The sequence below is a fragment of the Pseudoalteromonas sp. PS5 genome, from assembly GCF_004103255.1.
GTDB classification, from domain to species: Bacteria; Pseudomonadota; Gammaproteobacteria; order Enterobacterales; family Alteromonadaceae; genus Pseudoalteromonas; species Pseudoalteromonas peptidolytica.
Genome location: NZ_RCSQ01000212.1, coordinates 1 through 12,735, shown reverse-complemented (window position 1 = coordinate 12,735; position 12,735 = coordinate 1). Strand labels below are relative to the sequence as shown.

11 protein-coding genes are annotated in these 12,735 nt (G+C 39.9%); 8 read left to right on the top strand and 3 right to left on the bottom strand.

All coding sequences use genetic code 11. The features are described from left to right. Nucleotides 1-196: 196 nt before the first annotated feature. On the bottom strand, nt 197-946 hold the full coding sequence (locus D9603_RS20470; RefSeq protein WP_128732708.1) for an SDR family oxidoreductase: 750 nt from the start codon (nt 944-946) through the stop codon (nt 197-199). A gap of 388 nt (nt 947-1,334) precedes the next feature. On the opposite strand from D9603_RS20470, the gene D9603_RS20465 reads away from it, so the two are divergent. The 4 genes from D9603_RS20465 (at nt 1,335) to D9603_RS20450 (ending at nt 5,393) form a co-directional block, all read left to right on the top strand. After that, entirely contained in the window at nt 1,335-1,883 is a 549-nt protein-coding gene (locus D9603_RS20465; RefSeq protein WP_128732707.1) for a hypothetical protein, read from the top strand. A 357-nt stretch (nt 1,884-2,240) separates the two neighbouring features. Continuing rightward, on the top strand, nt 2,241-2,792 hold the full coding sequence (locus D9603_RS20460; RefSeq protein WP_128732706.1) for a tyrosine-type recombinase/integrase: 552 nt from the start codon (nt 2,241-2,243) through the stop codon (nt 2,790-2,792). 171 nt (nt 2,793-2,963) lie between these two features. Next, nucleotides 2,964-3,410 carry a rhodanese-like domain-containing protein gene (locus D9603_RS20455; RefSeq protein ID WP_128732705.1) on the top strand — a complete coding sequence of 149 codons (447 nt, stop codon included), beginning with the start codon at nt 2,964-2,966 and terminating at the stop codon, nt 3,408-3,410. A gap of 114 nt (nt 3,411-3,524) precedes the next feature. Next, on the top strand, nt 3,525-5,393 hold the full coding sequence (locus tag D9603_RS20450) for a methyl-accepting chemotaxis protein (RefSeq protein WP_128732704.1): 1,869 nt from the start codon (nt 3,525-3,527) through the stop codon (nt 5,391-5,393). 273 nt (nt 5,394-5,666) lie between these two features. Here D9603_RS20450 and D9603_RS20445 read toward each other — a convergent pair whose 3' ends face one another. Beyond that, nucleotides 5,667-7,184, bottom strand: coding sequence for a winged helix-turn-helix domain-containing protein (locus tag D9603_RS20445; RefSeq protein WP_128732703.1), 1,518 nt, complete (start codon nt 7,182-7,184; stop codon nt 5,667-5,669). A gap of 138 nt (nt 7,185-7,322) precedes the next feature. Here D9603_RS20445 and D9603_RS20440 point away from each other — a divergent pair, with 138 nt between their 5' ends. Beyond that, nucleotides 7,323-8,765: a serine hydrolase domain-containing protein gene (locus D9603_RS20440; protein WP_128732702.1), complete on the top strand. Its 1,443-nt coding sequence runs from the start codon at nt 7,323-7,325 to the stop codon at nt 8,763-8,765. A gap of 35 nt (nt 8,766-8,800) precedes the next feature. On the opposite strand, the gene D9603_RS20435 is transcribed toward D9603_RS20440, so the two are convergent. After that, nucleotides 8,801-10,429, bottom strand: a complete 1,629-nt coding sequence (locus D9603_RS20435; RefSeq protein WP_128732701.1) for a methyl-accepting chemotaxis protein — start codon at nt 10,427-10,429, stop codon at nt 8,801-8,803. Nucleotides 10,430-11,046: 617 nt separating this feature from the next. On the opposite strand from D9603_RS20435, the gene D9603_RS20430 reads away from it, so the two are divergent. From D9603_RS20430 to map, 3 genes are all read left to right on the top strand, one after another. After that, nucleotides 11,047-11,421 (top strand): rhodanese-like domain-containing protein, encoded by a 375-nt coding sequence (locus tag D9603_RS20430; protein ID WP_128732700.1) that lies wholly within the window; start codon nt 11,047-11,049, stop codon nt 11,419-11,421. 155 nt (nt 11,422-11,576) lie between these two features. After that, entirely contained in the window at nt 11,577-11,777 is a 201-nt protein-coding gene (locus tag D9603_RS20425) for a ParD-like family protein (protein ID WP_128732699.1), read from the top strand. A 1-nt stretch (nt 11,778) separates the two neighbouring features. Further along, nucleotides 11,779-12,549 (top strand): type I methionyl aminopeptidase, encoded by a 771-nt coding sequence (gene map, locus D9603_RS20420; RefSeq protein WP_128732698.1) that lies wholly within the window; start codon nt 11,779-11,781, stop codon nt 12,547-12,549. Nucleotides 12,550-12,735: the final 186 nt, after the last annotated feature.

The following is a 12,735-nucleotide window of genomic DNA, read 5'->3' as shown; positions in this document are numbered from 1 at the left end:
AACAACTAAATAGCAAAATTTTTGCCTAGTTATCGACAAGATTTTCTCGCCTCAAAATAGACCACTTAATTAAGAAAATTGGTATTAAAAAAGCCAGTACATTTCTTCTCAAAATCTCAGAGTAATAAATTGGTTTTATATAAACCACAATGCCACCAAACATCAGGTACAGCTCATTCCTTTGGTGGTTGCGATATTACTGCATGTATAATCCGCCATTAAGAGAGAGTGTCTCTCCTGTGATATAACTCGCCTGTTTTGATGCCAAATAGGCTACCGCAGCGGCAACTTCGTCAGGAGTCGCCAGCCTTTGCATGGGCACTTGTGCTTTTATGCTGTTCAATACATCTTCACGCATAGCGCTTACCATGGGCGTTTCTGTATAGCCAGGTGCAACAGCATTGACGGTAACACCACTTCTAGCACCTTCGTAGGCTAGGGCTTTAGTAAAGCCAATCATGCCGGCTTTAGCGGCAGAATAGTTTGTTTGACCAAACTGGCCTTTTAGTCCATTTACGCTAGAGATGTTTATGATACGACCTTGGCGGCTGGCACACATTGCAGAAAAAACAGGATTTGTCATATTAAACAAAGAGTTTAGGTTAGTGTTTATGACTTCGCTCCACTGCGTATGTGTCATCTTCTTAAATGCAGAATCTCTGGTAATACCCGCGTTATTGACCAGTAAGTCTATGTTGCCAAACTCTTGTAACACTTGCGTCATCGCAGTGTGGCAGTGTTCAGCATTGGTGACGTCTAAAAATAACGGCTTTACGTTTACTGGGTTGATTTGCAAAGTATTAAGCCAATTATCAAAGTCAGCCTCATTGCGTCTTTCGCTCGCAACGGCGATAACAAAAAAGTCTTTTTCAATGAGTGTTTTTGTAATAGCAGAACCAATACCACCAAAGGCACCGGTAACTACTGCAATATGCTTGTTTTCCATAACGCTCCCGCGAAAAAAGAGGCTATACCAACATACTTCCTAGCCGAGTTAGCTTAACTATCATTTTTGCGCGCTTTTATGACAAATTAGTCGCGAGTTTGTGTCAGTTTGAAGACAGTGGAAACTAAATTAGGAACGAAAATTTAAATAGCCCGAACGTGGGGTAAAAGTGAGCTAGTCAGCTAAAACACCTAAGCGCAAAAGGCGTAATAGCTGCTAGAGAACAAGTTACTACCCCTAGTTCAGGGTAAATAGTCTTAAGTTTATTTTTGATTGACCGATAAAGTAAAACGGAGCTGCGAATAAACGGGGCACAAGGAGATCTAACATTAATTACTTACCCCTGCCGTCAGCATCAAATTAATCGTATTGATCCCAAGGAGTGAAAATGGATATTCGAATACATCAGGGAAGCTTATTACCAAGAGTACCTGACGTTATGTCTAAATCATCAGCTGCATCTCAACCTGTGTCACAAAACGCTCAGTCATTACCTCAAAGTGAAGTTGAAAATGAGAATGAGCAAGATCAGCGTGTGGTGCTCTCAAAGGAGCTTGATGAAGAGGCAACGGGTTATAAGGAAGATAATCCAGTCTTTAAAGAAGACTACGAAAACTTAGAAAAAGCGATGGATCTTATTCAAGCGCAAATTCATACATTGCAAGAGCGTATTGATAAGCTGATGCAATCCCGAGAACAGCGTTTTATGAAAATAAACCACCAACAAGATATTACGCCCGATGACGGAGCCGTTATTGCAGAGCATGTCGGCAGCAAAAAGTATCGTGATAATACGGTGACCGATGAAGTAAAAGAACTTGAGAAGCAACTATCAGAGTTAAAAGGGCAAGAAGCGCAGCTGCGTACTCAGATGTTAAAGGCGATTTTGGCAGAGCGAGAGCGGTTAGAAGAGCTCAAAAGTAAGGGTAAACTGTAAAGTACAGCGAAAAGCTCCCTGCTACTAGTGAATTATTGAAAGTGAATCAGCCTTGCCAACTAGAGACAAGAACTTGGGCATATAAGAGCAGGACTATCCTCAAAATGCCCTAAAGTGAGAAAGAAATAAGCTAATGTATAGTAGCTTACCCCCAAATCTTACCGTTTAAATGAGTGGGTCTATTAGACTCGCCTGACAGGCCGCTTTAAGCGCATAGGTGATGGTTGTGAATGCTACCGCAACTCAACAAAGTGGCCGTTCAACCAACTCATTTTTGCCCCAAAACCACTTAACGTAAATACTCTAGAATCTCGTCCATTTTCTAAAGTTAAGGTGACTTTTAATAAGGAGGTCATCATGAATACAGAAATCAATTCCAATGCAACTGGAGTAAAACGCCCATTTAAACTTGAAGAAATCTGGCGTATTAGAACTAGGCTAGAAATTAAGAATAACTTGATGCAACTTGTTCTACTAAATTTAGCTATTGATAGTAAGTTGAGGTCTTGTGATTTGTTGTCTCTGAGAGTCAGAGACGTCGCCACTACTGATCATATATTTGAACGAGTTCAATGGACACAGAAGAAAACAGGTACTGAAGTTCAATTTGAAATAACACCTAGAACCCAACAGTCCATTAGTCGCTGGGTTCAGAACAAAGTTTTACAACCAAACGATTATTTGTTTTTCAGTTTGCGTCGCGCGAATCAACCAATCAGCTATTCATATTACAGCTCTATCATTAGAAACTGGGCTGTTCAGTTAGGACTTGATTCTGACTTATATGGTACTCACTCTATGAGAAGAACTAAGGCTACTTTAGTATCAAAATTTCAAGAGAAACCGATTGTTAGCTCTACTCGCAGCTTATTCTTGCTGCCTCTATTCCAATTTGATAGTCGAAGTTGAAAACAATTATACAATCGTCAGTAGATGACATATCGGGATGTTTATCTTAGCTTTGCTTGAACAATGTGGGGCTTTTTGAGTTAGGATTATCGTGAGTTAATAACTTAAAAAATTTGCTATTTGTCAACACTGTATTAGATTCTATCTATAGAGCTTATTTATCGGGGAATAATGAAAATGAAACGCTTTAAGTACACTATTGGTCTTATTTCAGCCTTACTTTTATCCTCTACAGCCTTTGCAACAAAATTGACTACAGATGTAGAAAGAAAGGTAACAAGCTCTAATATTATAAAGCCTGTAAACGTAGAGGAGTTTTTGGAATTATTTGACGAGTATGAAGAACTTGTAATTGTAGATTCAAGAACTAAAAAAGACAGAAGTGGTGGGTTTGTAGAAGGCTCTCTATCCTTACCTGATACGGAAACAACACCAGCAGAGCTTGCTAAGATAATACCATCAAAGGGAACTCCTGTTTTATTCTATTGCAATGGTGTTAAATGTGGCCGAAGCGCAATAGCGGCACTTATCGCAGAAGAAGCAGGCTATACGAAGATATTTTGGTTTAAAGGTGGTTGGGAGGCTTGGGTCAATAATGGTATGCCTGTAGCCAATTAGAAAATGAAGCTAATTCAAAGGTTGGCAAAACATTCAAATAGTCAAAATCAATAGTATTTTCATCAAATTAGGTTGGCTATTTAAAATACATAGGATAAAACTCAGGGTATTCTTTTGATTCGAATCCATAATATCTCTACTCGATTATTGATTAGCGTGGTAATAGCTATTTTTGCAGTATTAACAATAGTTGGTATGTTTATCACTGCTGGTATATACAAAGACCAAGCATTCGACTCAAAGTTACAGGTTTCTTCTAGGTTTATTGATTTCACATCTCAACAATCAGTAAAAGAGCTTTCTGCTATTTCAAATCAGTTGGCAAAAGAACTAGCCTCCGACAGAGAGCTTCGAAAATTGTTCAGCAAAACACTAAAAGACCGATCTCAATCAGATAATTTGAGCGACTTACTTAACGATTCGTTTGAGCGAAGGTTTCATACAGCTGGGTTGGTAAATATTTCCAAAATTAAGGTATATGACACTGAGTTTAACTTTATAGCAGCTAGTACCGAAGGGGATGCTATGGAGCCAACTATGAATGCAGGTTTAAAATCAATTTTGAACAAACGTGAAGGAAAAGATAAGTTAAAAAAACACTTTTACTTTTGGAATAACGATGGAAAGCCTTACTACTCTGCTGTTTTCCCGCTTGGTGGTTTACGTATTAAGGGTTATGGCGAGATTATAGTCGATCCGGTTCACAATTTAAAAAATATGGAAGTCCAATTAGACTCTGCGGTTTCGATCCTTTCTGTGAATGGTAAAGAACTCTTCAAGTCTAAGGCTTGGCCCACTAATTTAACTGGTTATCTGGTCGCGGAGTATAAAGAGATAAATGAGAGCAATGAGCAAGTCTTGGTGATAAAGTCAGCTTTTGACAGTACGGGGTTAATTTCTGAAATGGGCGAAACTAGAAACTCTATTTTGGCCTTTTATACGCTGTTAGGATCTGTGTTTATTTTTGTTTCTAGTAAATATTTGAAGAAAACACTATTTCAACCAATGGAAACGATGGTTTCGGACATGGAAGCTGTTGCAAGTGGTGATTTATCGGTAAATATTGACAACTACGGTGTAAAAGAAGCCCATAACTTAAGCAATAACTTAGAGTTATTGGTTGAAAAATTGGCGGAAAACATAATGATTATCAAAAGCAACTCTGATTTACTTTTGTCATCATCAAATGAACTGCTACAAGCAACACAAAAAACTCAAGATGGTACGACTGAACAGCAAGAACAAACTGTTCTCGTTGCGGCAGCTATGGAGGAAATGAACGCTACCGTGACTGATGTAGCAGCTAGTACATCGCAAGCTTCTTCTTCAGCACAAGAATCATTAGACAAGTGTTCAGATGGTTTGATTAGTGTAAAAAGTGTTGTCAAAACCGTGCATATGTTGTCTTCAAATATATTAGAGTCTGAAACGAAGATAAAAAGGCTAAGCGAAGAAACACAAGATATTAGTGGTATTTTGGACGTGATTTCTGGAATTTCTGCTCAAACAAATTTGTTGGCGTTGAATGCTGCGATTGAAGCGGCCAGAGCAGGTGAAGCTGGCAGAGGATTTGCGGTTGTAGCCGACGAAGTTCGTTCACTGGCAAATTCTACTAACGAAGCAGCAAATGATATTAGAGAAAGGGTAGAAAAGCTTCAACAAGGTGCACTTAGTGCTGTAGATAGCATGAATGAGAGCAGAAACTCTTCAGATCAAGCAGTAAAAGAAAGTGAAGAAACAGGCTCATCTATTAGTTTAGTATCAGAATCTGTAAGCTTCATGAATGATGTAAATATGCAAATAGCCACCGCAGCAGAAGAACAAACGGCTGTAGTAACGGAAATTAATCAGAATATTGTCAACATAAAAGACATAAGTGACAGTAATCTCAGCTTAGCAGACGATACTGCTGCACAGTCCAGGGAACTGGTGAAAATAGCTCAAGCTCTTAGAGAGTCAGTGAAATACTTCAAGCTTTATTAGTTAATAATCTAAAAAAATTAAATTAATGACTGACTCAGCCAAACTCATTTTTGTCCAAATACGAGTTGAGTGAGTGTCTAATATCGCAATTAGATTTAAGATATTAACTTGCTGCTGAGCAGCCGAGTTTGGCACGATGCAACTGTAAGATATACTCCTTAAAATTGAGTAAGTATTAAGATGAACTGGTATAAGCTCGTTCGTTTTTTGCCAGCCTTAAGCAGGGTTATCTTTATCATTCGCCCCCACTTATCGTTAGATCATGTATCGTGGCTACTTTGGCGTGCGTTTAATCCTTCTCTTTAAGTTTGAGACATTGAGTTGCTGGATAATGATATCTATAAAGTGAGCTTGCTCTGCTGTGAGGTTGAAGGGTAATGCTTTAAACCTAAATTCATCACTAAACCCCAGTAATATAGCCTGTTTGAAATAGCGCTTGGCCTTAACATTGTGTTGATGGTAAAGGCTAATAAGACCAAGGCTAAATACTAACTCAGGATCTTGGTTACCAGCTTCAATGAGAGTGAGGATGTCATTTTGGTATCTGTTTATCAATTTAGGCTGAGCGGTGAGTAATGATAAATATAATCGGCTAAATAAAGCATATTTCCCTTGTTTTTCAACAGTCAGCGATAAAGTGTCAACGGCTTGTTTATGATGGTATTCACTAAGATAAGAAAGGGCGGTGAACCAATTTAGCGCTTGAGAATGTGAAGCGGTGCTGGCTAATACATTAAGTTGTTGAGTCGCTGTTTTATGTTTTCCTTGTTGCTGCAAAAGCTTTATGTATTCCAGTTGCACCCAAGGAGATGCTTTTACCGTGGGACTTACATTGTTATAAACGTTTTCAAACCAGTGATTCATATACATTTTGCGTAGGCAGTTGAGATAGGTAGCAACGATCTTTGGTTCGCTAGAGGAGCTTTCGTAGGCTTGACGTGCTAACGGGTAGGCATTAATGGTATTACCTTGTGACAAGTAGGACTTGGCTAAGTTTGCTTTAAGTAAAGGCCAGTCAGGCGTATCAGCGACCATGTCTGTGAGTTGCTGTTGTGCCAGACTATAGCGACCTTGTAGCGCATGGGCTTGAGCTTGAAGTCGCTGCGCTGATGGGCTGGTAGGGGTTAAATCAAGCGCTTTTTTTGCATTTATTAAACTTTGTTCGAGGGCATCTCCAGTTTGATTATATAATTTATAGTCATCCAGTAATGCTTGGCTTAAGCCTTTATAACTTTCAATTACAGCTGGCGAGGTATTAATGCTTTGCTGATACAGCGTGATGGCACGTAAATTATCTTCTGCGGTTTCCTGCGCAACATGTTGCTGCGCCACACTCAGCACCATAACAGTGTTTTCTGCATGCTTTGATGAGGTGAGGGAGTATTGATAAATTCCTAACGCGCAGAGTAGGGCAAAACTAATTGCTGACACCGTGATAATCGAAAACCGTTTTGTGGTCGGCACCAGTGGCTGGTGATTTACTTTCTCTACAGTTGCACTAAGGCGGTATCCAAAGCTGCGTTCAGACACAATATACTCTGGCTGGATGGCATCATCGTTAAGCTGTTTTCTTAATCTCGCTATTTGTTTTTTTATTGCATCATGGGTCACTATTCGCCCAAGCCATACCTGCTGTTCTAGTTGCTGATAAGTCACAAGGTTGGGTGCATGTTCAATTAAGGTGAGTAATAATCTATGGCTCAGAGGTGTCAGTGTGTGACAGGTTTCATTATGGCTGATGGTGCGTGAACTGACATCAAAATGCCATTTTTGATTCAATTGATACTGCAATTTATAAATCCTATTTTTATTATTTTATTGATTTAAAAGCTTTTAATTTTTATGTCACTTAAAGTCACTCAAGCACACTAGCAAGCCAACAACAGATCCGTAGAGTAAGGTGTGTCATCATAATAAACAAGGATTTACATGAAAGTACTCGTTAATTTACTGTTGTTTTTGTATTTATTTTCCCTGTCTGCTGATGCAGCAGAGCCGTTACAACAGAAGCTAGATAGTTATATCGCGCAGTATCATCAGATTAAAGAGTTCGATGGTGCGGTTTTGATTGCGCAAGGGTCAGACATTTTGTTACAGCAGGGTTATGGATTTGCCAATATTGAGTGGCAAATAGCAAACCAGCCCAGTACTAAATTTAAGCTTGCATCGGTGACAAAACAGTTTACGGCTGTTTTGGTTTTACAACAGGTGGAGCAAGGTCGTATTAACCTCGATGCCAATATTGTTAGCTATCTGCCGGAATATCGAAAAGATACTGGAAGGCAAATTACCATACGGCAATTACTTAATCATACGTCGGGTCTTCCTGATGTATTTAGACACCCAGAGTTTCGTCGAGTACAAGGTTATAACCCTTACCACAGAGATGAATTTATCAAGATATTCTGTTCGGGTGATTTACGGTTTAAGCCAGGCTCGGCATTTCGTTACAGCAATGCCGGTTACACCATACTTGGGCGGATCCTTGAACGTGTGACAGGAAAAAGTTACTGGCAACTACTTGAAACGCACATATTGATGCCACTTGATATGAAAGATACAGGATTTGCCGACCATAAGAAATTGATTAAAGGCCTAGCTAGTGGTTACGATACGACGCTAGCGGGCGTAAAACACGCGGACTTTATAGATATGAGCGTGCCTTTTTCAGCAGGTGCAATGTACTCAACAGTACAAGATATGTATAAATGGGACCGTGCGCTTTATCACGACAAGTTATTATCCCCGGAGTTAAAGTCATTGTTGTTTATCCCCTCTAAGCATAGAAATTATGGCTTTGGTTGGGAAATAAACGAACAAGAGGTAGCTAGCCAAACGAGAACACTGGTTCATCACAGTGGCGGAATTCCCGGGTTTGGCACAAAGATCACAAGAGTGCTGGAAGACCAAACCGTGATCATTTTGTTTGACAATACAGGTGGTGCACCGCTTACAGATATGGTGAACGGTTTACTTGATATACTCGCGGGTAAAGCAGTGCAAGTTCCAAGGTTAAGTGCTGAACGAACGCTGTTTGCAACCATTATTGCACAAGGTGTTGCAGCAGCAGTAAAAAGTTATCAGCAACAAGTGCATGAAGGGCTGGGGTTTAGCGAGCGCCGACTAAACCGTTTCGGCTATCAATTACTCGAAGTTGGTGCTTACCATGCTGCTATCGAGTTTTTTAAGGTAAATGTTGCTGCACATCCAAAAAGTGTGAACACCTATGACAGCCTTGCAGAAGCGCATCTCAAGCAGGGAGATAAGAAAAGTGCACGTGTTGTTTATCAACAATTATTGCAATTAGACAGCCAACATGAAACGGCGAGGGCATTTTTAGACTCCAATCGTGGCGCCCAGCAATTGCCTTAGCTAAGCGCGACGATGGTTTGAGCAGATGAGTGACCTTAGAGCGTAAATTTATCTACTTGTGCTTTAAGGTCATGAGCAAGTTTACTCATTTCATTACATGCAGTGGCCGTTTGGTTTGCACCTTCGGTCATTTCAACCGCTGAACAGTTGATTGTCTCAATATTTTTGTTCAGCTCTTCTGAAACGACGGATTGTTGATGGCAGGCAGAAGCGATTTGTGTGCTCATGGCAGCAATACTGTCTATTTGGCTTTCAATTTGTTGGATCATGTTACCTGCGACTTCTGACTGCTCTACACAAAGTGCTATTCCTTGTTCACAGCTTTTGGTCGCGATACCCGTTTCTTTTGACTTGGTTTGTAGATCATTAACAATCTCTACAATTTGTGTGGTGGAATCCTGTGTTCTTTGTGCAAGCGAACGCACCTCATCGGCGACAACGGCAAAACCTCGACCTTGCGCCCCAGCACGGGCGGCCTCAATTGCAGCATTTAAAGCCAATAAATTGGTTTGCTCTGCAATTTCTCGGATCACATCAACGACTACATTGATATTGTGAGAGTTCTTTTCAAGGTTATTGGCAAGCTCACCAGCTGAGGAAACGGTTTCTGCAACGTCTGAAATATGACTAATATTGGATTTAAGGGCACTGCTACCTTCTTTGGCTTTATCACTCGCTTGAGTTGCTGACTCAGCCCCCATTTCTGTACTTTTAGCCACTTCACTGATCGCAGCTTGCATTTGAGTCATTGCTGAGGCGACCGATTGTAATTCATTTTGCTGCGTATTCATGCCTTGTGCGTTTTGATAGGAAATAGCATTTACTTCTTCGACCGCAGCGGTTAGTTGAATTGCAGAGTCATTAATCATGGTGATTAAGGCATGTAGTTGCGCACGCATTTTTTCTAAAGACTGAGTCAGCAAGCCCAGTTCGTTGTTACCGAGATCTTCAAGTACAATCGCGTGGTTTAGCTCGCCTCGAGCAATCTTACTTGCAAGTGAAACTGATACCGCTAACGGTGTTTTAATAGCCTTACTCAGCGCTAAACAAATCAGAACAATAGTTATTGCGATTAATAGGCCTGAGATAGCGAGTGTAAATAAAGAACTTTTTACAGCGGCAATAGCCTTGCGCTCAGACTGCTCTACGCTCTTATTATTCAGTGCTTCAAGCTCGGTTAGCTCTGACATGGCTTTAGCAAAAAGTGGGTAGCTATCTAAAATTATACGGTTTGCTTCGGTAGCGTTCCCACTTAAAATTAAACTTTCATAATGATATGTAGCGTCAGCATATCGTTGCCAAGCATAGATAAACTCATTAAAGAGTGCTTTTTCTTCCGCACTAACAGGCAATGATTTATATAAATTAATCTTATCATTTAATGACCTTTTAAGGTCTCTTAGGATCTCTAGCCATTCACTAACCAATTCATTTTCTGGGTTTAAAGCCGTACTAAACTCATCCTTTCTTATTGTAGACAAATCAATCTTTATATTCTTGACTGTCTCTACAGAAGGAATACTCGTTCTGACAATGTAGTTCAGGTTAGCGTTTATTTCATTCATGCCCTTGTAGCTCAAAAGGCCCACGGTAACGAAAATGATAAAGACAGAGGTGAAACTTAAAACTATTTGATTTGCGATAGAGAGTTTTTTTACATTCATTAGTACAGCTCAATAAACCCATTTGCTTATGTTGAAATTTGATTTTGGATTATATTTTAATCTTTATAAAAATATGAAATTAAATCTTTTTTGCGAATGTTTTAAGTTTGTTCCTTTTGTTGATAAAAGCCTAAATTAAGCGTGGGTTTTTATGCGCAGTTTTGAACTAATTCTTCGAGTAATAAAAAGTAAACTGCTTTTACTTTGGGGTTTTTCTACATTTTTTATTGTTTTACTTTAATGCTAAGCAATCTTTTAAGTGAAAAATTGAATGAAAATTCATGAGGTGATAAATGTTAAAAAACATATGTAAAGGCTAAATTGGTAAACAAAAAAGTGTCAACTTAGTTGGATTCTGAGCTGACCGCTGATTTAACTCATCTGGATGTTAGTGAGGAGGCAAGTTAACGCATTGATTTTTTTATTTATCTTAAATTACATTTTTGATCTTTGGTATTTCAGTGAGTTAACGACTGATCTTGAGCTAAAATTCTCAAGTATTGATAATGTGTTTTACAGTATTACCTGAAAATCTTTATAAACATTAGTAAATTGTGTGGCATTACATTTTATTACGGTATGTCATGGTAGAAATGATAGCGATAAAGAGGATTGCGATGAAAAAATTGATTATTGGCCTACTCATTTTTGTAAGTAGTGCCTGTTTGGCTCAGTCAACAGACAAAATCACACAGTATCAGCTGTTAGTGAATCAGATGTCTATTTCACCATTTACCATTATTGATGTGAGAAGCGCAGCCGAGTTTAGCGACGGACATATCAAAGGTGCTATTAATATACCGTTTGATGAAATTAACCAACACCAAGAGACACTCTCAAAGCTGCGTGGTGACACTTTGGTGGTGTATTGTCGCTCAGGACGCCGTGCTGGTATTTTTATTGAGGAGCTGCTGCCAAAAGGATATAAATTGAAGCATTTAGAGGGAGATATGCAAAAATGGCAGGCATCGTCTATGCCGATTGTGAACTAACACCTTTTCAGCGCTAGGGCTCATCTCAACTGCAATAAATATGAAGGCCAATCCTTATGGCTACCTGTGGTAGCCATAAAACAAGGTTGCGTTTGGTACAGCTGTTAGTTTAAAGTACCATACGATTTATATATGATTCATAGTTGGTTTATATTGTGGGTATAGTCAAAATCTCAGATGAATTACATGATGAAGTACGTGAGGCAAGCACGGTTATGTCTCGTTCAATCAATGCACAAGCAGAGTTTTGGATAAAAGTAGGGCGTCTGGCTGAGGAAAACCCCACCATGACATTTATTGAAATCATTGCAGCAGAAAGGCAACGCGTTAAGGCGCGAGAATACCAAGGGAAGTAGTATGCAGCAGGTAACAATCAAAACAGCCGATGAAATTGATCTGATGCGTGAAAGTAGCAGTTTACTTACGCGAGTGTTTGACTATATCGATAGCTGGATTGAGCCCGGTATTTCTACGCTGGAGATTAATGACAGAGTACACAACTTTATTGTGGATAAGCTAAATGCACGTCCGGCAAGTTTAGGTCAATATGGTTATCAATTTGTGCTCAATAGTTCAGTGAACGAGGTTGTGTGCCATGGCGTACCGAGTAAATCGCAACTGCTGAAATCATCAGATATCGTGAACATCGATATTACTTTAGAGAAAAATGGCTTTATCAGTGACTCCAGCAAAATGTATGTGATGCCTGAAGCGCTGTTACCGGCTAGAAGACTCGTTGAAACAACCTACCAAGCCATGTGGGCTGGGATCCGCATAGTAAAACCTGGCGCTAAGCTTGGCGATATTGGTGCGGCGATCCAGCGCGTTGCAGAGCAAGCAGGGTATAGTGTGGTGCGAGAATACTGCGGCCACGGCATTGGTAAAGAAATGCACGAAGGCCCCAATGTTTTACACTACGGTAAGCCAAATACAGGCATGGCGCTAAAACCGGGGATGACCTTTACCATAGAGCCGATGATCAACCAAGGCAATGCTAAAATTAAAACCAAGAAAGACGGTTGGACGGTAGTGACACGAGATAAAAAACTCTCAGCACAATGGGAGCATACCGTACTGGTAACCGAGCAAGGCTATGAAGTATTGACACTTAGAGCAGAGGAAGTGTAAGCCACGGGCGTGCTTACACTTGTATCAATTAATCTTAATACTTGCTCAATTTGAAAGAACAAACCTGACGCTAACATTTTGCCATGCCTATCGCGTAGATACCTTGGCGATAGTAGGGTGCGGCAGCGGTGTTATCGACAAGGTTTTCTCGCCTCAAAATAGATTACTTAGTCGCCCCTGAAACCA